This window comes from Humibacillus xanthopallidus, assembly GCF_006717145.1.
Classification (GTDB): Bacteria; Actinomycetota; Actinomycetes; order Actinomycetales; family Dermatophilaceae; genus Humibacillus; species Humibacillus xanthopallidus.
The window spans coordinates 82,315-104,398 of record NZ_VFQF01000003.1; the positions used below are offsets into that span (position 1 = coordinate 82,315).

21 protein-coding genes and 1 tRNA gene are annotated in these 22,084 nt (G+C 72.3%); 9 read left to right on the plus strand and 13 right to left on the minus strand.

Annotated elements, in window-relative coordinates; translation table 11 throughout:
* Positions 1-4: 4 nt before the first annotated feature.
* The 5 genes from FHX52_RS18390 to FHX52_RS18410 are packed head-to-tail and all read right to left on the minus strand — an operon-like array spanning position 5 to position 5,738.
* Positions 5-1,462, minus strand: coding sequence for a peptidoglycan D,D-transpeptidase FtsI family protein (locus tag FHX52_RS18390; RefSeq protein WP_141823850.1), 1,458 nt, complete (start codon positions 1,460-1,462; stop codon positions 5-7).
* Positions 1,459-2,856, minus strand: a complete 1,398-nt coding sequence (locus tag FHX52_RS18395; RefSeq protein WP_141823851.1) for an FtsW/RodA/SpoVE family cell cycle protein — start codon at positions 2,854-2,856, stop codon at positions 1,459-1,461. The genes FHX52_RS18390 and FHX52_RS18395 overlap by 4 nt, the downstream gene beginning before the upstream one ends.
* On the minus strand, positions 2,853-4,316 hold the full coding sequence (locus FHX52_RS18400) for a PP2C family protein-serine/threonine phosphatase (RefSeq protein ID WP_141823852.1): 1,464 nt from the start codon (positions 4,314-4,316) through the stop codon (positions 2,853-2,855). Before FHX52_RS18400 ends, FHX52_RS18395 begins: the two co-directional genes overlap by 4 nt.
* Positions 4,317-4,319: 3 nt before the next feature.
* Complete coding sequence (locus FHX52_RS18405) at positions 4,320-4,943, minus strand: FHA domain-containing protein FhaB/FipA (RefSeq protein ID WP_141823853.1); 624 nt, start codon at positions 4,941-4,943, stop codon at positions 4,320-4,322.
* A gap of 3 nt (positions 4,944-4,946) precedes the next feature.
* Positions 4,947-5,738, minus strand: a complete 792-nt coding sequence (locus tag FHX52_RS18410) for an FHA domain-containing protein (protein ID WP_141823854.1) — start codon at positions 5,736-5,738, stop codon at positions 4,947-4,949.
* 269 nt (positions 5,739-6,007) lie between these two features.
* Between FHX52_RS18410 and FHX52_RS18415 the strand changes: the two genes are divergently transcribed.
* On the plus strand, positions 6,008-7,714 hold the full coding sequence (locus FHX52_RS18415) for a MinD/ParA family ATP-binding protein (protein ID WP_141823855.1): 1,707 nt from the start codon (positions 6,008-6,010) through the stop codon (positions 7,712-7,714).
* 6 nt (positions 7,715-7,720) lie between these two features.
* Positions 7,721-8,650: an NAD-dependent epimerase/dehydratase family protein gene (locus FHX52_RS18420; protein ID WP_141823856.1), complete on the plus strand. Its 930-nt coding sequence runs from the start codon at positions 7,721-7,723 to the stop codon at positions 8,648-8,650.
* A gap of 13 nt (positions 8,651-8,663) precedes the next feature.
* On the opposite strand, the gene FHX52_RS18425 is transcribed toward FHX52_RS18420, so the two are convergent.
* The gene (locus FHX52_RS18425) at positions 8,664-9,134 is read right to left on the minus strand and encodes a MarR family winged helix-turn-helix transcriptional regulator (RefSeq protein WP_141823857.1); all 471 of its coding nucleotides are present in this window, start codon (positions 9,132-9,134) and stop codon (positions 8,664-8,666) included.
* A gap of 91 nt (positions 9,135-9,225) precedes the next feature.
* Here FHX52_RS18425 and FHX52_RS18430 point away from each other — a divergent pair, with 91 nt between their 5' ends.
* Positions 9,226-10,857 (plus strand): DHA2 family efflux MFS transporter permease subunit, encoded by a 1,632-nt coding sequence (locus tag FHX52_RS18430; protein ID WP_141823858.1) that lies wholly within the window; start codon positions 9,226-9,228, stop codon positions 10,855-10,857.
* 122 nt (positions 10,858-10,979) lie between these two features.
* Positions 10,980-11,062, plus strand: a tRNA-Leu gene (locus tag FHX52_RS18435).
* Between the two features lie 268 nt (positions 11,063-11,330).
* On the opposite strand, the gene FHX52_RS18440 is transcribed toward FHX52_RS18435, so the two are convergent.
* A complete protein-coding gene (locus FHX52_RS18440; protein ID WP_141823859.1) occupies positions 11,331-12,248 on the minus strand; it encodes an NAD(P)-dependent alcohol dehydrogenase in 918 nt (305 codons plus the stop codon).
* 85 nt (positions 12,249-12,333) lie between these two features.
* Between FHX52_RS18440 and FHX52_RS18445 the strand changes: the two genes are divergently transcribed.
* The 4 genes from FHX52_RS18445 (at position 12,334) to FHX52_RS18460 (ending at position 15,302) form a co-directional block, all read left to right on the plus strand.
* Positions 12,334-12,987: a TetR/AcrR family transcriptional regulator gene (locus FHX52_RS18445; protein ID WP_141823860.1), complete on the plus strand. Its 654-nt coding sequence runs from the start codon at positions 12,334-12,336 to the stop codon at positions 12,985-12,987.
* A 198-nt stretch (positions 12,988-13,185) separates the two neighbouring features.
* Entirely contained in the window at positions 13,186-14,112 is a 927-nt protein-coding gene (locus FHX52_RS18450) for a serine/threonine-protein kinase (RefSeq protein ID WP_141823861.1), read from the plus strand.
* Positions 14,113-14,182: 70 nt separating this feature from the next.
* Positions 14,183-14,836, plus strand: a complete 654-nt coding sequence (locus tag FHX52_RS18455) for an LON peptidase substrate-binding domain-containing protein (RefSeq protein ID WP_141823862.1) — start codon at positions 14,183-14,185, stop codon at positions 14,834-14,836.
* 52 nt (positions 14,837-14,888) lie between these two features.
* Positions 14,889-15,302 carry a VOC family protein gene (locus FHX52_RS18460; protein ID WP_141823863.1) on the plus strand — a complete coding sequence of 138 codons (414 nt, stop codon included), beginning with the start codon at positions 14,889-14,891 and terminating at the stop codon, positions 15,300-15,302.
* 294 nt (positions 15,303-15,596) lie between these two features.
* Here FHX52_RS18460 and FHX52_RS23975 read toward each other — a convergent pair whose 3' ends face one another.
* From FHX52_RS23975 to FHX52_RS18475, 3 genes are all read right to left on the minus strand, one after another.
* The gene (locus FHX52_RS23975; protein ID WP_185747377.1) at positions 15,597-16,928 is read right to left on the minus strand and encodes a hypothetical protein; all 1,332 of its coding nucleotides are present in this window, start codon (positions 16,926-16,928) and stop codon (positions 15,597-15,599) included.
* Positions 16,929-16,985: 57 nt separating this feature from the next.
* Complete coding sequence (locus FHX52_RS18470; RefSeq protein WP_141823864.1) at positions 16,986-17,693, minus strand: M50 family metallopeptidase; 708 nt, start codon at positions 17,691-17,693, stop codon at positions 16,986-16,988.
* Between the two features lie 99 nt (positions 17,694-17,792).
* The gene (locus FHX52_RS18475) at positions 17,793-18,728 is read right to left on the minus strand and encodes a 2-dehydropantoate 2-reductase (RefSeq protein ID WP_141823865.1); all 936 of its coding nucleotides are present in this window, start codon (positions 18,726-18,728) and stop codon (positions 17,793-17,795) included.
* A gap of 141 nt (positions 18,729-18,869) precedes the next feature.
* Here FHX52_RS18475 and FHX52_RS18480 point away from each other — a divergent pair, with 141 nt between their 5' ends.
* On the plus strand, positions 18,870-19,364 hold the full coding sequence (locus FHX52_RS18480) for a metallophosphoesterase family protein (RefSeq protein ID WP_141823866.1): 495 nt from the start codon (positions 18,870-18,872) through the stop codon (positions 19,362-19,364).
* 78 nt (positions 19,365-19,442) lie between these two features.
* Here FHX52_RS18480 and FHX52_RS18485 read toward each other — a convergent pair whose 3' ends face one another.
* The 3 genes from FHX52_RS18485 to FHX52_RS18495 form a co-directional block, all read right to left on the minus strand.
* A complete protein-coding gene (locus FHX52_RS18485) occupies positions 19,443-19,940 on the minus strand; it encodes a DUF427 domain-containing protein (protein WP_246070232.1) in 498 nt (165 codons plus the stop codon).
* Positions 19,937-21,157 (minus strand): cysteine desulfurase-like protein, encoded by a 1,221-nt coding sequence (locus tag FHX52_RS18490; RefSeq protein WP_141823867.1) that lies wholly within the window; start codon positions 21,155-21,157, stop codon positions 19,937-19,939. The genes FHX52_RS18485 and FHX52_RS18490 overlap by 4 nt, the downstream gene beginning before the upstream one ends.
* Positions 21,158-21,244: 87 nt before the next feature.
* A complete protein-coding gene (locus FHX52_RS18495) occupies positions 21,245-22,084 on the minus strand; it encodes a transglutaminase family protein (RefSeq protein ID WP_141823868.1) in 840 nt (279 codons plus the stop codon).

Here is a 22,084-nt window from a genome sequence, read left to right on the forward strand (position 1 = left end):
CCGGTCACTTGAGCACCGCCTCCATGACGGCCTTGGCTATGGGTGCGGCCACGCGGCCGCCGCCGATCTCGCTGCCGGTGACGCCGCCGTCCTCGACGACGACGGCCACGGCGACCTGAGGGTCGTTCGCGGGGGCGAAGCTGATGAACCAGGCGTGCGGCGGCTTGCCGGGGTCGTGCTGCGCGGTGCCGGTCTTGCCGGCCACCTTGACGCCGGGGATGGCGGCGCGGACGCCGCTGCCGTTGTCGACGACGGAGACCATCATCTTCGTCAGCGTCGAGGCGGTCTCGGGCGAGGTCGCCTGCGACAGCTCGACGGGGTCGGGGGTCGACTCGATGACGTCGAGGTTGGCGCTGCGGACCGAGTCGATGAGGTAGGGCGTCATGACCTTGCCCTGGTTGGCGATGCCCGCCGCGACCATGGCCATCTGCAGCGGCGTCGTCTTCACCTCGTACTGCCCGATCGCCGACTGGGCGGCCTGCGGGGCGTTGAGGTCGGGCGGCACGGTGCTCGTCGAGACGCGCATGGGGATCGTCAGCGAGTCGCCGAAGCCGAACTTCGCCGCCTGGGCACGGATCTTCTCGCCGCCGAGCTCGAGGCCGAGCGAGCCGAAGGCCGTGTTGCACGAGATCTCGAGGGCGTGGATGAGCGTCGTCTTGTTGTTCGGACCGCACGCGCGGCCGTTCTCGTTGGGCAGCGTCGCGGTCGTCAGCGGCAGGTCGAGCACCGCCGGGCCCGGCACCTCGGAGTTCTCGTCGCTCAGCAAGCCCGTCTCGAGGGCAGCCGCGGCGGTGACGACCTTGAAGGTCGACCCCGGCGGGTAGAGCTGGTTGATCGTGCGGTTGAGGTAGGGCTTCGTCGGGTCGTTCGACAGCTTCTCCCACGCGTTCGCGGCCTTGTTGAGGTCGTGGCTCGAGATCGGGTTGGGGTCGTACTGCGGGTGGCTCACCATCGCGAGGATCGCGCCGGTCTTGGGGTCGAGCGCCACGACCGCGCCCTTGCTGGCGCCGAGGGCGTCGTCGGCGGCCTTCTGCGCCTTGGCGTTGATCGTCAGCTCGAGCGTCGCGCCCGCCGTGCGCCGCCCCGTGAGCAGGTCGGTGATGCGCCGGACGAAGAGGCTGTCGGAATCGCCCGAGAGCAGGTCGTCGGAGGCGTGCTCGAGGCCGTAGGGCGCGCCCACCTGGTAGGAGTAGAAGCCCGTGACCTGCGAGTAGAGGTCGCCCTGGGGATAGGTGCGCAGGAAGCGGTACTGGTCCTCGACCGGCACCGACTTGGCGATGGCCTGGCCACCGACGATGATCGAGCCGCGCTCGCGGGAGTAGTTGTCGAGCAGGGTGCGCTTGTTGGCGGCCATCGCGCCGAGCGACTTGACCTGCACGAACTGCACGACCGTCGAGGCGACGAGCAGGGCGGTGAAGAGCGCGGCGATGACGACCGAGATGCGGCGGATGGGGGTGTTCACGACATCCTCACCACCTGCGTGACCTCGGCGGGCGACGGGTCGTCGGACGCGACACCGACCGGGATCTCGGGCATCGGACGCCGGGCCTGGTCGGAGATGCGCAGCAGCAGGGCGACGATGACCCAGTTGGCGAGCAGCGAGGACCCACCGAGCGACATGAAGGGGGTCGTGAGGCCGGTGAGCGGGATGACCCGTGTGACGCCGCCGATGACGATGAAGAGCTGGAAGGCCACCGAGAAGGTGAGGCCGATCGCGAGCAGCTTGCCGAAGCCGTCACGCACGCCGAGGGCGGTGCGGACGCCGCGCTCGCAGAAGATGAGGTAGAGCACGAGGATCGCGACCGACCCGAAGAGGCCGAGCTCCTCACCGAGGCTCGAGAAGATGAAGTCGCTCTCGGCGAACGAGGTCAGCCAGGGGCGGCCGGCGCCGAGCCCGGTGCCGGTGAGGCCACCGGACGCCATGCCCCACAGGCCGTTGGCGAGCTGGTTGGAGCGCTCGAGGTTCTGCGGGGAGAAGGGGTCGAGCCAGAGGTCGACGCGCTTCTGGAAGTGCGTGAAGGCCGACAGCGCGAAGAACACGGCGACGCCGAAGAGCAGCAGGCCGATGGCGATCCACGACACCCGCTCGGTGGCGACGTAGAGCATCGCGACGAAGAGGCCGAAGAAGAGCAGGGCCGTGCCGAGGTCCTTCTGGAAGACGAGGATGAGCACCGCGAGCAGCCAGGCGACGAGGATCGGCCCGAGGTCGCGCCCGCGCGGGAAGGTGAAGCCGAGGACCCGCTTGCCGGCGAGCGAGAGCACGTCGCGGGTCTGCACGAGGTAGCCGGCGAAGAAGATCGCGAGGGCGATCTTGGCGAACTCGCCGGGCTGGAAGTTGAGCGGCCCCAGGCTGATCCAGATCTGCGAACCGTTGATCGTCTGGCCGAGGCCGGGCACGAGCGGCAGGAGCAGCAGCACGAAGCCGACGGCCATCGACACGTAGGTGTAGCGGCGCAGCAGCCGGTGGTCGCGCAGCGCGATGATGACGGCGATCGCGAGGGCGACCCCGAGCGTGGTCCAGATGATCTGCCGGTAGGCGTCGCCGTCGGTGCCGAGCTTGCCGCGCGCGAGGTCGAGCCGGTGGATCATGACGAGCCCGAGCCCGTTGAGCACCGTGGCGATGGGCAGCAGCACCGGGTCGGCGTAGGCCGCCTTCCAGCGCAGCACGACGTGCACGGAGAGCACGAGCACGGTGAAGCCGCCGGCGATCGGGATGATGTTGGCCGGCACCGTGCCGTTGCGGTTGAGGTCGGTCGTCACCCACGCGAGCAGCACGATGCCGATCGCGAGGACGAGCAGCCCCAGCTCGGAGTTGCGCCGGGTGCGTGGGGTCAGCTGCTCGACGGTCGTCGTCACGCGGACACCCCCTCGAGCACGGGGCGCTCGACGTCACCCGCCGCGGCGGGCGGCGGGGTCGTCGGGGTCGTGAAGCCGGGGAACGTCGCCGAGCCGCCCGGCGTGGCCTGCGTGCCCGGTATGCCGGTGCCTGGCGTCTGCGGGGTCGTCGACCCGGGCGTCGGCGTCGTCACCGACGGGGTGGGCGTGGGGTTCGACCCGCACGGCGTGCCCGTCGCCGCCATGAGCTGGCAGCGGATCGCCTCGGCGCGCAGTGCCTGCACCTTCGCCTGGGCGTCGGGCAGGTCGCGGGCCGAGATCGTGCGCTGCACAGAGCCCTGCACGTCGAGCGGGAGGTCGGACATCTCGACATCGCTCGCGCTCTCGACGCGCGAGAGGCTGATCGGCCCGAGGTCCTGCGACACCCCACGGAAGATCGCGACGCGGCCGGCGTCGGCGGCCACGAAGAACTGGCGCTGGGACCAGGCCCACGCGGCATACCCCCCGGCGGCGAGGACGGCGACGATCACGACGGCGCCGGTGACCCGCCTGGCGATGCGCGAGCGGCGTGAGCGGGGGGCCTCCTCGGCGAGCTCGACCTCGTCGTCGGCGGCGGCACGCCCGGTCGCCTCGCGCGAGAGGGCGGCGGCCTTGGCGGCCGGTGAGGTCGGGATGGGGCGGGTCTGCGTGCGCAGGCTGCGGCTCGCGGCAGCGCCGACCACCTGCGGCACGGTCGAGGGCAGGTCGTCGCCGTCGGCGTCGACGACGTCGGCCACGATGACGGTGACGTTGTCGCGGGTGCTCGCCTTGAGAGCCACCTCGATGCACCGCTCGGCGGCGTCGGCGGGCGTCGCGGCCTCGCGGAGGATCTCCTCGATGACGTCGGCGCCGACGAAGTCGGACAAACCGTCGGAGCAGAGCAGAAAGCGGTCGCCGATCTTGGCCTCGCGCAGCGACGTGTCGGGCTCGTCGTCGGGCTGGCCGGTCATGACGCGGGTGACGACCGAGCGCTGCGGGTGGTGCCCGGCCTCCTCCTTGGAGATGCGGCCCTCGTCGACGAGCTGCTGGACGAAGGAGTGGTCCTTCGTGATCTGGCTGAAGGTGCCGCCGCGGAGCATGAAGGCGCGGGAGTCGCCGATGTGGGCCATCGCCAGCTTGTTGCCGGTGCGCAGCATGACGATGGTCGTGCTGCCCATGCCGGTGAGGTCGGCGTTGTCGTGCATCGCCTTGGTCAGCTTGGCGTTGGCGCTGCGCAGCGCCTCCTCGAGCAGGCCGATCGCCTGGTCGGCGGTGACGTCCTCGGCATCGAGCGGGGCGAGCTCACCGACGATCATCGAGCTCGCGACGTCGCCCGCGGCGTGCCCACCCATGCCGTCGGCGAGCACGAGGAGGTTGGGGCCGGCATACCCGGAGTCCTCGTTGCGGGCCTTGGGACCGAGGCCGAGGTCGGAGCGCGCGGCATAGCGCAGGGCGATGGCCACCGATCAGCCCCGGAGCTCGAGGACGGTCTTGCCGATGCGCAGGGTGGTGCCGATCTCGACGGGACGGGCGGAGGTGAGCTTGTCGCGGCCGATGAAGGTGCCGTTGGTCGAGCCGAGGTCCTCGACGACCCAGCCGCCACGGTTGGTCGGGTCGGGATAGATGCGGCAGTGTCGGCCCGAGGCGTAGTCGTCGTCGAGCACGAGGGCGCACTCGGGGTTGCGGCCGATGAGCAGGCCGCCGCTGCGCAGCGGCAGGGTCGTGCCGGTGAGCGGGCCCTCGGTGACGACGAGAGTCGTCGGGGTGCCCTTGCTCCGGCCGCGACCCCAGCGCGGAGCGGGGGCGCCGTCGGCGACGGGCGCGGAGACAGCGGCCGGCGCACCGGCTCCGGCTGCAGCGACCCCAGCAGCCGCGCCACCGGCGCCGCCCGCCGCGACGGCCACCGGCTGGGGGGCGCGGGCAGCCTTGCGCTGCTCCTTGGCCTGGCGCTTGGCGGCCTTGCGCTGGCCGCGCCGGCTCACCGACGTGCCGTAGAGGTCGGTGCGCAGCACCGCGACGACGCTGAAGATGAAGATCCACAGCAGCGCGAGGAGACCCAGCCGGAGCAGGGTGAGGGTGAGCTCACTCATTCGTCACCGCCGCCCGGCACGGAACGTCGCCGAGGTGCGGCCGAGCGTGACGCGGTCACCGTCGTTGAGGCGCTGGCTCGAGATGCGGTCGCCGTTGACGAACGTGCCGTTGGTGGAGTTGAGGTCGCGGATCGAGGTGATGAGGTGCGGCCCGTCGGTCGTCACGCGAATCTCGCTGTGACGCCGGGAGACTCCCGGGTCGTCGACGACGATGTCGGCGGAGTCGTCACGGCCGAGCGTCGTCAGGCTGCCGAGCAGCGGGTAGCGGTCGCCGTTGATGTCGAGCCACGGGCGCGAGGACGGGTTGGTGCGCGGCGCCGGGCGCGGCTGCACAGGCCGCTCGTCGACGACAGTGCCGCTGGGCACGCGCGGCGGCACACCACGGGCCGCAGCGGCCGGGGCCGGCTCGACCTCCTGGCCGCCGCGTTTCGAGGTCGCGGGTCGCACGCGGAAGACTCCGGTCTCGAGCCCGTCGCCCTCGATGAGGTTGACCTCGAGCGGGCCGTGCGGCTGGTAGCCCTGCGAGTCGGCGTGCTCCTGGGCCGCGGCGACGAGGTCCTCGGAGAGCTCGTCCTCGTAGTCGCCCAGGCGCTCGTAGTCGGTCTCGCTGAGCTCGATCGTGTAGAGGTTGGGCACCATGGCCCGGCCGTGGCCGAGCAGTGCCGCGCGGTCGTCCATGGCGCGCCGGATCGCCGAAGCGATCTCGACCGGCTGCACCTCGGACTTGAACGCCTTGGCGAAGGCACCGTGGACAGCCTTGGCGAGCCCGTGCTCGACTCGGTTGATGATCCCCACCGTGGTGTCTCCTTCTGCCTCTGAGCGCTTCATCGTAACGGGCGGGGCACCCGGGAGGTCCCACCGACAAGCCCGCAGGACGGCATACCTGCTCGGTCTGTGTCGTGGCTGTGGACGTGGGGGGCCCTGGCGTCCACGGCGGCGGGCAGCGGGTTTGCCGCGGGCGGCAGTCGTGGGACGATCACACGGGGTGCCCGCACCGGGGTGGCCGCGCAGGTCAGCCCCTCGGTGGGCGCGACAGAACTGCGGCAGACGGCAAGGAGTGCTCGATGAGCAAGGATGAGACGGGAAGCGACGAGGTCCGGGGGCTGCCCGGATACCCGGCCAACAACTCGATCCCGAGCGGATTCGCCCTGCCGATCCCGCTGGCGCCGGCGCCCACCCACCTCGAGGATCCCGAGCCCGCCGACCCGTGGTCGTCGACGTGGGAGGACACGTCGTGGCACATCAGCGGCGACACCGACGAGACGACGAACGGCGCGCCCGCGTCCATCGGTGTCAACGGGGCTGAGGGAGCCGAGACCGTGGACAGCACCGACTGGACCGACTCCTACGAGTACGGCGGCGAGTACGCCGCCGACTACGGGCAGTACGGCCAGTATGGCCAGAACGGATCGCACGTCGAGGCCGGCGACTCCGCCGCGGCCTGGACCACCGCTGATGACGGCCTGGGTGGCGCTGCGGCGCCGACCAGCTGGGAGACGTGGGAGCCGTCCGGCGGCTCGACCGAGGGGGACACGGACATGAGCACGAACCACTGGGCCGACCGGCAGCACGATGCCGACGTCGCCGACGCCTCGCAGGAGGAGTACTCCGGCTGGACGCCTGCGGGCTACTCGTCCGACGACGTGGCGCCGACGATCGACTCCACCGACCACACCGCCGCACAGCAGGCGTATGCCGCACGGCCGGCTCTCGACCCCGACGTGGCCGCTGCCGTCGAGGAGGGGTACGTCGACCCGGCCGAGCTGGAGCGGTCGCAGGCGCTGCGCGGTCCGTCGGACCCCGACACCGGCTACGACCTCACTCCGGTGCGTTCGCGCACGGGCTCCACCGACCGGCCGAGCGCCGAGGACCTCATCACGGCCCGCTCCAAGGGCGAGCGGCAGAAGGTCAAGGCCAACTCCGGCCTGCGCAAGGCCTTCGGCCTCGGCCCGAGCGTCAAGGAGCTGCTCGAGCGCGACCGGGTCGACCGCATCGCCCGGCCGCTCAACGGCCGCAAGACGATCATGGTCATCAACACCAAGGGTGGGGGCGGCAAGACGCTCGTCACGATGATGCTGGCGAGCTACCTCGGGCGCTACCGCTCCGGGTCGGTGCTCGCGTGGGACAACAACGAGACCGAGGGCACGCTCGGCATGCGCGCCCCCTCGCAGCCGCACCACCGCACAGTCGTCGACCTGCTCGCGGCGCTGCCGCAGATCGCCCGCGACCCCAACGCCGGCACGAGCGAGCTCGAGCACTGGGTGCGCGAGCAGCGCGGCCTCAGCTTCGACGTGCTCGCCTCGGCCGACGACGACGAGGCCATGCGCATCATCGGCGAGCAGGAGTTCGAGGACCTGCACACCCAGCTCTCGAGGTTCTACCGGATGATCGTCATCGACACCGGCAACAACCGCCTCTCGCCCAACTGGCTGGCGGCGGCGGCCCGGGCCGACATGCTCGTCTTCGCGACCTCGCTCAAGGACGACACGTCGGTCGTCGCGGCGAAGAACCTCGACGCCCTCGTGACGATGGGCCGGGGCGACCTCGTGCGCAACGCCGTGTGCGTCATCTCGCACACCTCGGCGAAGGGCAACGACGTCGGGGCCGGCGTGCACACCCGCGAGCACTTCGAGCAGTGGGTGCGTGCGGTCGTCGACATCCCCTTCGACCCGATGCTCGCCCCGGGCTTGCACCTCGACCCGCTCAAGATCGCGAAGAAGACGCACGACGCCTGTATGGAGATGGCGGCCGTCGTCGTCGACGGTCTCTGACCGAACGTGTCGCTCATCGCGATGACCGGCGCTGCCGGTCGCATCGCGACGGCCATCCGGCCACTGCTGATCGAGGCCGGGCACTCGCTCGTGCTGTGCGATGCGGCCGAGATGCCGGGTGTGCCGGCCACGCTTGGCGCCCCGGCCACGGCTGGCGCGCCGGGCACGGCTGGCGGGCCGGGCGAGCGGGTGGTGAGTGCCGACCTGCGTGACGTCGACGCGCACGTGGCCGCCTTCACGGGCGCCGACCTCGTCGTGCACCTCGGCGCTCTTGCCGACGAGCGACCCTGGCCCGAACTGCTCGCCGTCAACGTCGACGGCACCCGCGCGGTGTGCGAGGCGGCGCGGCTCGCCGGGGTCGACCGGCTGCTGCTCGCGAGCTCCGTGCACGCGGTCGGCTACCTGCCCGCTGACTCGACCGGGGCGCGCCGCGGTATGCCGCTGCCGGCTCCCGACACGTACTACGGGGTGAGCAAGGCGGCGGTGGAGGCACTGGGCGGGCTCTTCGCCCGTCGCTTCGCGATGACGGTCGTCAGTGCGCGCATCATGGCCTTCAGTGCTGCGCCCGTCGGCACCTACGGCCTGCACTGGTGGCTCTCGCCCGCCGACATGGTCCGGCTCGTCCTCGCCACGCTGACGACGGGCGCCGACGGGCACCACGTCGTGTGGGGTGTCTCCCGCAACACGCGCAGCCAGGTCGACCTGACGCCCGGGCTCGCCATCGGCTTCGACCCGCAGGACGACGCCGAGGTCCACGCGTGCCGGATCGAGCGGCTGGGTCCGGCGGTGTCACCCCGAGTGCTCGGTGGCGTGTTCGCCGATGACGACTACCAGCTCGGCGAGCGGCACGGCGGCCGGGCCGCCCCGCACGGCGTCAGCGCCGCCCCGCACGGCGGCTGGTCCGCCCCGCAAGACGGCGGCGCCGCCTCGAGGTAACTGCCGCCCCGCGCTAGGAGTCCTGAGCGAAGTCGCGGTAGGCCGCGGCCGCCGCCTCGAGGTAGCGCCCGATGGCGGCGCGCTCGTCCGGGGTGAAGTCCTCCGAGACGGCGTCGAGCCGCTCGAGCAGGTCGGCGAGCTGGCCCCGCACGGCGGCCTTGGCGCTCTCGGTCGGCACGAGCCGCACCCGTCGCCGGTCCGCCGGGTTGCGTTCTCGCAGAAGGTGACCCGCGGCTTCGAGCCGGTCGATGAGGTCGGTCGTCGCTGCGGGAGTGATGCCCAGGCGCGAGCTCAGCTCTCCGGGACCGAGCTGCTCGGCGGCATACGCGATGTGGCTCATGGCGGCGAGGTCGGTGGGGTGCATCGTCATGCGTCGGGCGAGGGCCGTCGTGGCCTCGGAACCGGCGGTGGCGAGGTCTCGCAGCGCCATCGTCTCCGGGGCGTGCGGTGGGCCCCCTGGGGCGCCACTTGACGGACCTTGCATCTGGCGATTGTATGGCCCGTGACCGATACTACGGTCGTCTAACTATCAGGCAGGATGCGCCGATCCGGCCCTCGTCAGAATCGAGGTCATCGTGTCCGAGGACCACGCACGCCGCCGCTGGTTCGGGCTCGTCGCCATCAGCATCGCGGTCGCCCTCATCATCGTCGACTCGACGATCGTCAACGTCGCGGTGCCCAACATCGTCGCCGACCTCGGCCTCACCTCCTCGCAGGTGCAGTGGGTGCAGGAGTCCTACACCCTCGTCTTCGCCGCAACGCTGCTCATCTGGGGCGCGCTCGCCGACCGCATCGGGCGCCGGCGGATGCTGCTCCTGGGCGTCGCCGTCTTCGTCGTCGCGTCCGGGCTGGCCGCCGTCGCGACCTCCGGCGAGGCGCTCATCGGCGCCCGCATCATCCAGGGGTTCGGCGGGGCGATGATCCTGCCGACGACGCTCTCGCTCATCAACGTCGGCTTCACGGGGCGCGACCGCGGCATCGCTTTCGCCGTCTGGGGTTCCACGATCGGTGGCATGGTCGCGCTCGGGCCGCTGCTCGGAGGGTGGCTCACGACGTCCTTCTCGTGGCGGTGGGCCTTCGGCATCAACCTCCCCATCGGGCTGCTCATCGTCGCCGGCGTGCTGCTCTTCGTCGACGAGTCGCGGGCTGACGAGGACCGGGGCATCGACTTCGTCGGCGCCCTGCTGTCGGCGGTGACCTTCGCGACCCTCGCCTTCGGGCTCATCGAGGGGCGCACCTACGGCTGGTGGAGCAGCACGAAGCCCTTCGAGATCGGCTCGTGGACCTGGCCGTTCGCCCTCTCGCCCGTGCCGGTGGCCTTCGCCGTGACGCTGGTCGCCGGAGCGATCTTCGTCGTGCGCACGCTGCGTCGCACGGCCGCCGGGCTGCCGACCCTCTTCCGCTTCGACCTCTTCGGCATCGGCTCCTTCCGCAACGGCAACATCGCGGCGCTCATCGTCAGCCTCGGGGAGTTCGGCATCGTCCTGTCGCTGCCGCTGTGGCTGCAGAACGTCCTCGGTTACACCGCCTTCCAGACCGGTCTCGTCCTGCTCGGCCTCGCCATCGGCTCGTTCACGGCCAGCGGCATCTCGGCTGCCCTGAGCCGCCACCTCCAGCCCGCCGCGATGGTGCGGGCGGGCATCGTGGCCGAGATCGTCGGCATCGCGGCCCTCGGGCTCGTCATCAGCCCGACGTCGTCGTGGGTCGCTGTGGTGCCGTGCCTGTTCGTCTACGGCTTCGGGGTCGGGCTCGCGACCGCGCAGCTCACGGGCGTCGTTCTCGTCGACGTCCCGCTGCAGCGCAGCGGCGAGGGATCCGGCCTGCAGTCGACCTCGCGGCAGATCGGCTCGGCGCTCGGCATCGCCATCCTCGGCACCGTCCTCTTCACGACCGCCGCCGTGCGCCTCGACAGCGGGCTCGCCGACCTCGGCGTGCCCGAGGCGGCCCGCACGGGCATCGTCAACGCCGTCGTCGACAGCGCGGGCGGGGCGATCCCAGGGCTGTCGAGTGACCCGCGCACCGCAGCGGCGGCCCCCGTCGCGGAGCAGGCGTTCTCCGACGCCACCCGCTATGCCGCGTTCACCGCCGCCGGCTTCCTCGTCCTCGGGCTGCTCGCCACCCTGTCGCTCGGTGACCGCCCCCGCGGGCGTCACACGCAGGGGTATGCCGCCCAGGAAGGCCCCGCAGACACCCCCGCTCTGACGTAGCGCCGGGGACGCTCACGGCACGGCGCCTCAGGGGTGTGCCGTGGCGTGAGCGCGACGTGGTTGCCGGGGCGGACCCGGTTTGGCGATCCGGCGCGGCATACAGCACACTGTGTCCTTGTCACGCGCGAGTGGCGGAACGGCAGACGCGCTGGCTTCAGGTGCCAGTGTCCGAAAGGGCGTGGGGGTTCAAATCCCCCCTCGCGCACGCGATGACGAAGGGCCCCAGTTCAGGTGAACTGGGGCCCTTTCGCTGTCGGTTGGGCCCTTCGTCATCGCGTATGGACAGGCGGATTTGGGAGGAGCCGGAGCGAAGCGGAGGCGACGGTTCCCCCCTCGCCCACGTGCAACGACCTCGTAGCCTCGACGATGGCCTTGCGGATGGCGTTGCGGATGGCCTGACGAATGGTCTGCTCACACTGGTGGTGATTACCCCCAATTCACGCAGACCATCGCGCAGCGCTCGAGGCGGGCGGTCAGGGGTGTACGACGACGTTGCCGACCTTGTGGCCGGTGTCGACCCGCTCGTGCGCGGCGGCGATGTCGACGAGGTCGTAGGCGTGGTCGACGACGACCTTCAGCGTGCCGTCAGCCACGAGCTGCAGAAGTAGCTTCGCGTCCTCGGCGCGCTCGGGTGCCGGTCCGGCCTTTACCTGGCCGTGCGCGGTGACGGTCTGCCACAGGTCGGCGACCGCGAGCAGCAGCACGCCTCCCGGACGGAGCAGGCGCTTGCCCGACGCAGGGCTCACGTTGCCGACGGTGTCGAGCACGACGTCGAAGCGCTCGCCGACCTCGTCCAACGGAGTCCGCGTGTAGTCGATCACCTGGTCGGCGCCGAGGTCGCTCACGAGCGCAGCATTGCCCCCGCTCGTGACGCCGGTGACGGTGGCTCCGAAGTGCTTGGCGAGCTGCACGGCGTTGGTGCCGATCGAACCGGAGGCCCCGTTGACGAGCACCGACTGGCCCGGCTTCACGCCGGCCTTGTCGCGCAGGTAGAACAGCGCCGTCGTCCCGCCGAAGAGCACGGCGGCCGCGTCGTCGTGGGTCAGGCCGGCCGGCTTCTTCACGACCCGCTTCGCCTTGGCAGCCACGAGGTCGGCGTGCGCCCCCATCGAGGCGCCAGTCGTGCCGGACACCTCGTCACCGACGGCAAGGCCGGTGACGTCAGACCCGACGGCCTCGACGACCCCCGAGAAGGAGCCCCCGAAGACCAGCCGGGCCACCGGAGCGAACCCGCGTGGGAAGCGGGCGCCCCGGATCCGCGAGTCCGCCACCGTGACGGCCGCCGACGACACCCGGACCACCACCTCGTCGGCGCGCGGCGTCGGGGCGGCTACCTCCGCCACCCGCACGACGGCCGGCGGCCCGTAGCGATCGACGACAGCTGCTCTCATCATTTCTTCCTTACACCCGTAAGTCCCTGTCAGGGGTACGGTAGCCTTACACGTGTAAGTTTCACAACCCCGAAGTCGAGGTGCCATGAGCGACCGCCCGGCCCTGAGCCGAGCCCGCATCGTCGACGCGGCGGCCCGGGTCGCCGACCGGCGGGGGCTGGCGGGGGTGAGCATGCGCAACGTCGGCGCCGAGCTCGGCGTCGAGGCGATGTCGCTCTACCACCACCTCTCCGGCAAGGACGACCTCCTCGACGGCCTCGCCGACTGGGTCTTCACGGGCATCGAGCTGCCCGACCTCGACCAGCCGTGGCGCCCAGCCATGAGCGAGCGGGCCGCCTCGTCACGCGCCAGGCTCGCCGCCCACCCCTGGGCTCTCGGGCTCATCGAGTCCCGCCGCAACCCCGGCCCCGCGCTGCTGCACCACCACGACACCGTGCTCGGCTGCCTGCGCACCAACGGCTTCACCGTGGCGCTCGCGGCCCACGCCTTCTCCGCGATCGACGCCTACGTCTACGGCTTCGTGCTCACCGAGCTGAACCTTCCGATGGAGTCGGGTGAGCAGGCCGACGTGCTCGTCGCCGAGATGGCTCTGCCCGTGGGCAGCTACCCGTACCTCGCCGAGATGATGACCGAGCAGGTCCTCGGCAAGTCCTACGCCTACGCTGCCGAGTTCGACTTCGGCCTCGGCCTCATCCTCGACGGCCTCGAGGAGAGACTCGAGAAGCTCGAGGAGTCCTGAGCACGCCGGTCGAGCAGGGGTGTTCGCGGGGCCGCCTCGGCGGGTACGGGGTTCCCGTGCCTCGGGGGCACGGGCGGGATGGTGCCGCCCACGCGTTGCGGCCACCACCGCACGCGTTCCCGTACCATTCCCGCTGACGAAGGCCTCCGAGATGTCGAACGACGTGCACCTTCTGTCCGAAAGGCCCGAGGTGCTGACATGAACCGCTTGCAGGAAGGGTTCGTGCTCGGCAACCGCTACCGCCTCGAGAAGCGCATCGCCTCTGGCGGCATGGCAGACGTCTGGGCCGGCATCGACGACGTGCTCCAGCGCAACGTCGCCATCAAGATCATGCGTCCCGACGCCGACCACGAGCGGCTCTTCGCCCTGCGCTTCCGCGACGAGGCGGTCCACTCTGCGGGCCTCATGCACACCAACATCGCGACGGTCTTCGACTACGGCGAGGACGACGGCCTCGCGTTCCTCGTCCAGGAGCTCGTCGACGGTGAGCCGCTGTCCAAGATCCTCGCGGAGCGCGCCCCGCTCGACTCGGGTGAGGTGCGCTCGATCCTCGGGCAGGCCGCCCTCGCGCTCGGGGTGGCCCACGAGGCCCGGGTGGTCCACCGTGACGTCAAGCCCGCCAACATCCTCGTGCGCCCCGACGGGGTCGTGAAGCTCACCGACTTCGGCATCGCGCGCGCTCTCGACGCCAGCGGTCACACCCAGCACGGCGAGATGCTCGGCACACCCAACTACATCAGCCCCGAGCAGGCCCTCGGCCACGCCGCGACGGGCGCCAGCGACCTCTACGCCCTCGGCGTCGTCGGGCACGAGATGCTCTCGGGCAAGCGTCCCTTCGACCGGGGCACCCCGATCGCCACGGCCCTGTCGCACGTCAACGAGCCGCCGCCCGCGCTGCCCGACGAGATCCCCCAGGACCTGCGTGAGCTCATCGCCGACTGCCTCGAGAAGGACCCCGAGAAGCGCCCTGCCAACGCCAACGAGGTCGCGGTCCGCCTCGGCCTCGGCGACCAGGAGGCCATGGGGCTCGCGCTCGGCTTCGCGCGGGCGCTGACGAGCGCGAACGGCGACCTCGAGGACCAGCTCGCCGCGACACAGTTCATGGCGAGCCCCGTCCAGGACTGAACGCGCCTCAGGGCGCGGCGACCTACCCGTCAGGGCTGGCGCGCCCGCCGTCGCGACCTAGGCTGGAGTCATGGCGACCCTGCCGCTCTTCCCCCTCGGCACCGTGCTCCTGCCGGGCGCCCAGCTGCCGCTGCAGATCTTCGAGCCGCGCTACGTCGCCCTGCTCCGTGACCTCCTCGCGGGCCAGGACGAACGCTCGCCGCTCTTCGGGGTCGTCGCGATCCGCGAGGGCTACGAGGTCGGCGAAGACGGTGTCCGGGCGCTGCACCCCGTCGGGTGTGCCGCCCTGCTGACCCAGGCCGCGGCGCTCGAGGGTGAGCGCTTCCTCGTCGTCTCCGTCGGCACCGACCGCTTCCGCCTCGACGGCATCGACCCGGCAGCCGCGACGCCCTACGCGACGGGCGACGTCACGTGGCTCGACGAGCCGGAGGGCGACGACCTGCGGGTCAGCACCCTCGCCGAGCGGGTGCGGGAGCAGCTCCTCGCCTTCGCCGCGCTCCTCGGGCAGGACGAGCCCGAGCTCCCCGACGACAACCGGCTGCTGTCGTATGCCGTCCCGCAGGTCGTTCCGCTCGACGTCGGCGACCGCCAGTCCCTCCTCGAGAGCACGGACACCGAGTCTCGCCTGCGTCTCGGCCTCGCGCTGGTGCGACGCGAGCAGGAGTTCGCGACGGCTCTGGGAGCGGTGTCGCAGCCGCCCCACCCGCCGATGAACCTCAACTGACGGCGCGCCGGCAAGCCGCGCGGCGAGGGGGTGCCGTCGTAGGGTCGGACTCGTGTTCACCACCCCTCAGGTCAACCTCTACTCGCACGACGTGGAGCGCACCGCCGCCTTCTATGCCCACCTCGGCTTCGTCGAGTCCTTCCGCACGCCGATGCACGGTGCGGCCGACCACGTCGAGCTCAAGCTCGAGGGGCTGACGCTCGGGGTCGGCTCGGCCCAGGCCCGCCGCCGCGACCACGGCCTCGAGATCCGCCTCGACGAGCCGGGCCGCGGCGCCGAGCTCGTGCTCTGGACCCACGACGTCGAGGCGGCCTTCGCGCTCGCGACGCGCAACGGGGCGCGGGTCCTGCAGGAGCCGCACGACGTGCGCGGCCTGCGCGTCGCCTATGTCCTCGACCCCGACGACAACCCGGTCGAGTTCGTCCAGCACCGCGACGCCGGCGATCCCCCGCACCAGGTCGAGTAGCCCTCAACCCCACGAGGTATGCGCACCGCGAGCTGAGCCACCCCAGCTCCGCAACACACCGAGCAGTCGTCAACCCCACGCGGTATGCCGCACCGCGAGCTGAGCCACCCGCCACCGCAACACACCGAGCAGTCGTCAACCCCACGCGGTGTGCCGCACCCAGTTGGCAACTGCTCGGTGTGTTGCGCAGGGGACGGGCGGCATACCGCCGCGGTGGGACGGGGAGGGGGCGGGCGGCACACCCCGCGGTGGGCCGGGAGGAAGCGGGCGGCATACCGCCTCGGGGTGGATGGGTCAGGCGACGGCGTCGGCGGGCCGGATGCTGCGCCACGCGAGCACGCCCGCCACGACGGTCACGACGACGAGAGCGAAGGCGAGCCACACCGGCAGGTCGACGGCGAGCAGGACGACGACCGCCACGAGAGCGACCGCGCCGGCAACGAGGGGGGTGTGCCGCCACGCCACCGCGGCGCCCCAGGCCCGGCTCGTCGTGCCACCGACGGAGCGGCGCAGGGCACTGGCCCGGGGGCCGCTGCCCGTCAGGGCCGTCACGACGAGCGCGGCGAGGGCGAGCCAGCCGATGACGCGCAGGATGTCGCGCAGGCGGTCGGTCACTGCGGTGACGACCGAGCCGGCTGCGCCCCGGTTGCCCGGCTTGATGCCGGAGATGGCGTAGTCGCCGCCGACGCGCACCGCGACGAGCGTGAGCAGGGCCGCCACGAGCACGCCGCCGAGCGTCAGCAGCGTCGCCCGGGTCCGCCGCCGCGCGAGGAGGACTCCTCCGACGAGCAGGCCGACGGTGACGACGAGCAGCACCCACGGCAGGCCGTTGATGAGCTGGTAGGCGGTCTTGGCCTGGCTGAGGCGCTGACCGTCGCCGACGACGACCGTGCCTCCGATGTCCGGCAGCCGCGAGGCGCCCGGCACGCCGGCGTCCTGGAGGGCGACCCGCACGGCCCCCGAGAGCGCGTTGAGGTCGACGACGACCTGGCCGCTGTTCTGCTGGGTGAGCACGGTGGTCTGGCCCTCGAGGAGGCGGATGAGCTGCGTGTGCGCGACGCGGTTGGCGCTGACCCAGACGTTCGCGAAGGCGTCGCTCGTGACGACGCGGTCGACGATCCGGCTGACGAGCGCCTCGGTCCGGTCCTGGACCGGCGACTGGAGCAGGGCAAGCGCCTGGGCGAGGGCGGGCGAGACGCCACGTTGCTCGAGGGCGGTGGTGAGCGATCCCATGATGTCGAGCTTCGACAGCTCCGTCATGACCTTGGCCGTCAGCTCCTGCTCGACGGCGGCCTGCACCTGAGGGTCGCTCGCGAGGGGCCCGACGACGCCGACGTAGGAGTCCGTGTCGGTGATCGTCGTCCGCGCCCAGAAGGACGCGGCCGTCACCGGCACGAGCACGCAGCCGAGCACGATCATGAGCGCCGAGAGGATGGAGAGCCACCGTCTGCGGGGCGAGACCGGCTCTGCCACGGGATGCACGGGGGCGGCGGGCGGGCCCGCGGTCGTCGCGGGCGCCGACGCGGGCGCCGACGCCGCCGCCGACGCGGGCGTCGCTTCGGGCGCCGTCGCCGACGTCGGTGTCGGTGTCGTGGGGACCGGGACGGTGTCGCCGTTCGTGCTCATACCGACCAGCGTGCCCGCGCACGGGGGGGTCGGCCTCACCCGCGCGGTGTGATTCGCTCAGCGCAGGGTGTGCAGCACTTCGCCGGCGACGACCCAGGTCGACGCCGCGCAGACGAGCACGAAGCTCGCATTCCACACCGCGCGAGGCACGTGGCTGAGGGCCGCGAGCACTCCGGGGTCGCTGCCCGAGCTGTGGTCTCCGAGCACCGCCGACAGGTGTCGCCACGCGCCCACGAGGAGCACGCACCCGAGGCTGAGCAGCACCTGGGGCTGCAGGGTGTCGCTGCGCCACCACCACAGCGCCCCGAGCCACGCCAGCGCGGCGAGGACGACGAGTACGGTGAGGGCCGACCGCACCCGGATCAGCGCGAGGAGAAGGATGACGATCATCGCGGTGATGACCGGGGCCGACCAGCCGCGCAGCGCGGCCCACACCACCGCCGCGCCGAGCAGGGCCGGCATCGGGTAGCCCGCCCACGTCGACACGATGCGCCCGAGACCCCGGGCGGGGCCGCGCGTCACGGCGTGTCCCGACATGTCGCCCCGGAGCACGAAGCCCGTGAACTGCCGGCCGACGACGATCCCGACGCCGGCGTGCCCGAGCTCGTGCACGAGGGTCACGCCGAGCCGCACGACCTGCCAGACCGGCGGCGTGATGACGACGATGAGCGCGAGCAGCAGCACGACCGTCACCTGGGGTGCGCTGAGCGCGACCTCACCCGTGGCCGGGCGGGCACGGGCTGCGATCGCGTCGAACCACTCCACGGACAGCAGAACCTAGCCGACTCCCCTGTCACGTCAGGCCGCCGGCCCGCCGCCGCCCCCGGACGCTGCAGCCGCTCGCGACGCTCCCGGCGCCGCCCGTCAACCGATGAGCGCCCCCGGGTGCCGCGAGGTGAGCACCTCGAGGAGGAGGCGGTGCAGCGGTACGTCGACGTCCGAGGCCTCAGCCAGTCGCACGACGGCTCCCGTCCACGCGTCGAGCTCCGACGGCCGGCCCTCGAGCAGGTCGCGCTGCAGCGAGGTCGTCGCGTCGGCGGGCTGGTCGTCGACGAAGGCCATCGTGCCGGCGACGACCTTCTCAGGCAGGTGTATGCCGCGGGCCCGGGCCAGCGTCTCCACCTCGCGCATCGCGTCACCCAGCAGGGCCCGCCGGGCGGGGTTCGAGCGCAGGGCGCCGATCGTCGCGTCGAGCGCCGCTCCGAGCCCGCCGAAGGGCACGACGAAGAGCATCTTCGACCACAGCTCCGCCCAGATGTCGTCGGGCACGGGCGACACGGCGCCGGATGCCGTGACGGCCTCGCGGAGGCGGGTGACGCGGGCCGAGGGTGACCCGGGCAGGGTCGACCACTCGTCGAAGGCGAGCGACGCCGGGCCTCCCGCGTGGGTGATGCGGCCAGGTGCGTCGATGTAGGCGAAGATCTTCGCGATGCCGGGCAGCACTGCCTCGCGGCCGACGACCGCGGCGACCTGGTCGGGGGCCTCGACCCCGTTCTGGGTCGTGACGACCGCCGTGTCGGAGCCGACGAGGCTGGGCAGCACCTCGAGCACGGGGTCCAGCTGCCACGTCTTGACGGCGAGCAGGACGGTGTCGACCTCGCCGATGGAGGCCGGGTCGTCGGTGACACTCGCCGGCTGCACCGTGAAGTCCCCGGCCACGCTCGTCACGACGAGCCCGTGGTCGCGGATCGCCTCGAGGTGCGGCCCCCGCGCGAGGAACGTGACGTCGTGGCCGGCCGCCGCGAGCCGCCCGCCGAAGTAGCCGCCGATCCCGCCCGTGCCGAGCACCGCGATGCGCATGACTGTGCCTCCTCGTCGCGCGGGCCCGCCGTCGGACCCTCCGGACCATCATCGCGCCGCGTTCGCCGCCGGGGGTAGCGTCGGTGAGCGACGTCTCGTCGAGACGCACGGCGCAAGGGAGGCAGCAGCGGTGACCGCACCGTGAGAGTGCTCGTCCTGTCGGACACCCACGCCCCCCGCCGCTGGAAGGCCTGCCCGCCCGCCCTGCTGCCGGAGCTCGACGCCGCCGACGTCGTCCTCCACGCCGGCGACGTGTGCACCCCCGACGTGCTCGAGCTGCTCGCCGCGTTCGCGCCGGTGCACGTCGTCATGGGCAACAACGACGTGGCCGAGGTCGCCGAGTGGGGTGCCCCCGAGACCCTCGAGGTCGAGCTCGAGGGCCTGCGCGTCGGCATGGTCCACGACAGCGGGCAGCGACAGGGCCGCACGGCCCGCCTGCGACGGGCCTTCCCCACCGCCGACCTCGTCGTCTTCGGCCACTCCCACATCCCGCTGGACGAGACGGGTGACGGCCTGCGCATCCTCAACCCGGGCTCGCCCACCGACCGCCGTCGTCAGCCGGCGGGCACCTTCGCCGTGCTCGACGTGCGGGACGGCGCCCTGGTCGACGCCCACATCCACGAGCTCCCCCGCTGAGGGCGCAACCGCGCTGAGGGCCGACCGCGCTGAGGGCCGACCGCGCTGAGGGCGCGGCCATTCTCGACTCTCGCGCGGTCACCAGCCCCAGGAGCCGGGTCCGCCCTTGAAGGGCCCGACGACCCGGTCGGTGATCCACCCGCCGTAGAAGCCGCCCTCCTGCGGGCGCACCCGCTCGCCGTCGACGAAGCACGCGTCCACGAGACCCGGCATGACGGCGACGTGACCCGCCAGGACGGCATACGCCGGCACCGGGGTCGGGTAGTGCCACCCCGCCCGGGGAGCCCGCCGGCCACCTCCGACGACGTCGAAGTACGCCGCGCGTCCCTTCCACTCGCACACGCTGCTGCCCTCGACGGGCACGAGCGCGCCGGGCACGAAGGCGCCCCGCGGCAGGTAGTAGGTCGGCGGGTGGCTCGTCTCGAGGACGCGCAGGGACGCACGGGTGCGGGCGACGACCTCGCCGCCGAGGTGCACCTCGACGAGCTCGTCGCTCGCCTCGACGGCGGGTGGGCGCGGGTAGTCCCACGCCGACTCCTGCCCCGGCCCCGCCGGCAGCGGCACCGGCCGGCTCACGAGCTGCTCCCGCAGATCTCCTCGAGCCCGCGAGCGAGCCGGTCGATGTCCGAGGCGTTCGTGTAGGGGGCGAGGCCCATCCGCAGCCCACCCGTGGCGCCCAGCCCGAGGTGGTGGCTGCACTCCCACGCGTAGAAGTGCCCGGCAGGAGCGTTGACGCCGCGCTCGGCGAGCCCCGCGCGCAGGTCCTGCGGGTCGTGGCCCTCGACGGTGACGAGCAGCGTCGGCGTGCGCCGCTTCGCGAGGCTGTATGCCGTGAGGCCGGGGATCGCGCGCAGCCGCTCCTCCAGCGTGACGAGGAGAGCGTCCTCGTGCTCCTCGAGCGCGGCGAACGACGCGGCGAGGCGGTCACGACGCGAATCCGACTGCGGCGCAGCAAGATCGGCGAGGAAGTCGATGGCGGCGGTGGTGCCGGCAAGCAGCTCGTAGGGCAGCGTGCCGAGCTCGAAGCGCTCGGGGACGGCGTCGCTCGAGGGCAGCAGCTTGTCGGGGTGCAGTGACTCGAGCAGCTCAGGCCTCGCGGCGAGGACCCCGTGGTGCGGGCCGAGGAACTTGTAGGGCGAGCAGACCCAGAAGTCGGCGCCGCTCGCTGGCACGTCGGTGAGCACGTGCGCGGTGGCGTGCACGCCGTCGACCCAGAGCAGGGCGCCGTGGTCGTGGGCCACGGCGGCGATGGCGGGCAGGTCGGGCCGGGTGCCGATGAGGTTGGACGCGGCGGTCACGGCGACGAGACGGGTGTGGTCCGAGACGACCGACTCGACGGCCTCGGGAGCGAACTCGCCTGTCGCAGGGTCGAACTCCGCCCAGCGCACGGTCGCCCCGACGGCCTCGGCGGCGATGACCCACGGGCGCACGTTGGCGTCGTGGTCGAGCCGGCTGACGACGACCTCGTCGCCGGGCCCCCACCCCTTGGCGAGGGTGCGCGCGAGGTGGAAGGTGAGCTCGGTGGCCGACCGGCCGAAGACGACGCCCCGGGGGTCGACGGCGAGCAGGTCACCGACAGCGGCGCGGGCCTCGACGACGACGGCGTCGGCGCGCCGCTCGGCCGGCGTCACCGTGCCGCGGTTGGCGATGGCCGCGGTCAGCGTGTCGGCGACGGCGCGCGCGACGACCTCGGGGGTCTGCGAGCCGCCCGGCCCGTCGAAGTGCGCGGCGCCCTCGCGCAGCGCGGGGAAGTGCGAGCGGATCCGCTCGACGTCGTAGCTCTCAGCGGTCATGACCCGATCCTCTCCCGGATCGCGTCCCGTATCGAGGTGACCCCGGCACCCGCCCCTGTGCCGGGGTCACCTCGGACTGTGGGCGGCTCAGGCGAGCCGCGTGAAGCGCACCGCGACGTCGAGGGTCGCGACGCCCTGGCCGGAGTAGACGCCCTTGAGCGGCGGCACGTCCTCATAGTCGCGTCCGCGGGCCACGACGACGTGCTCGAGCCCGACGGGCCGGGCGTTCGTCGGGTCGGCGGCGAGCCAGGCGCCGTCCCAGAACTCGACCCACGCGTGGCTCTCGCCGACGCTCGTCTCACCCACCTCCGAGTCGCGCTTGGGCACGAGGTAGCCCGAGACGTAGCGGGCCGGGATACCGAGGCTGCGCAGCGCCCCGACGGCGATGTGCGCGAAGTCCTGGCACACCCCGCGCCGCTCGGCCCACGCCTGCTCGCCGCTGCTGTGCACCGCGGTCGAGCCGGGCTCGTAGGTCATCTCGTCGTGGAGCAGCTCGCACAGCCGGTATGCCGCCTCGCGGGGTGTCGCGAGCCCGCGCACCGAGTCGGCGAGGGAGTCCACCCCCTCGCCGGGCCGGGTGCGGCGCGAGAGCATGAGCCACTCGAAGGTGCGGTCGCGGACGGCGGGGTCCTGCAGGGTGGTCCAGCCGGCGGAGTCGACCGGCGAGTCGACAGGCACGCGCTCGACGGTGCTCGTCGCCTCGATGTCGAGGTGGCTGTGCTGCGAGAGCGACTCGAGCGCCATGACCTGCGTGCCCCAGTGGTCGCGGTAGAGCAGACTCCACGTGAGCGGCTTGACGCGCACCCGGTTGTCGAGCGTCGTCTGACCGGGCTCGTTGACCGGGCTCATGCGCAGCTCGTTGTGCGAGGCACGGACGGGCAGGTCGTAGGCCATCGACGTCGAGTGCACGATGCGGAAGCGGCGCAT

Excerpts from the sequence above, each read along its gene's own strand:
- FHX52_RS18405 (WP_141823853.1), bottom strand. The coding sequence starts at position 4,943 with ATGAGTGAGCTCACCCTCACCCTGCTCCGGCTGGGTCTCCTCGCGCTG.
- FHX52_RS18415 (WP_141823855.1), top strand. The coding sequence starts at position 6,008 with ATGAGCAAGGATGAGACGGGAAGCGACGAGGTCCGGGGGCTGCCCGGA.
- FHX52_RS18425 (WP_141823857.1), bottom strand. The coding sequence starts at position 9,134 with ATGCAAGGTCCGTCAAGTGGCGCCCCAGGGGGCCCACCGCACGCCCCG.
- FHX52_RS18440 (WP_141823859.1), bottom strand. The coding sequence starts at position 12,248 with ATGAGAGCAGCTGTCGTCGATCGCTACGGGCCGCCGGCCGTCGTGCGG.
- FHX52_RS18445 (WP_141823860.1), top strand. The coding sequence starts at position 12,334 with ATGAGCGACCGCCCGGCCCTGAGCCGAGCCCGCATCGTCGACGCGGCG.
- FHX52_RS18450 (WP_141823861.1), top strand. The coding sequence starts at position 13,186 with ATGAACCGCTTGCAGGAAGGGTTCGTGCTCGGCAACCGCTACCGCCTC.
- FHX52_RS18455 (WP_141823862.1), top strand. The coding sequence starts at position 14,183 with ATGGCGACCCTGCCGCTCTTCCCCCTCGGCACCGTGCTCCTGCCGGGC.
- FHX52_RS23975 (WP_185747377.1), bottom strand. The coding sequence starts at position 16,928 with ATGAGCACGAACGGCGACACCGTCCCGGTCCCCACGACACCGACACCG.
- FHX52_RS18475 (WP_141823865.1), bottom strand. The coding sequence starts at position 18,728 with ATGCGCATCGCGGTGCTCGGCACGGGCGGGATCGGCGGCTACTTCGGC.
- FHX52_RS18490 (WP_141823867.1), bottom strand. The coding sequence starts at position 21,157 with ATGACCGCTGAGAGCTACGACGTCGAGCGGATCCGCTCGCACTTCCCC.
- FHX52_RS18495 (WP_141823868.1), bottom strand. The coding sequence starts at position 22,084 with ATGCGCCGCTTCCGCATCGTGCACTCGACGTCGATGGCCTACGACCTG.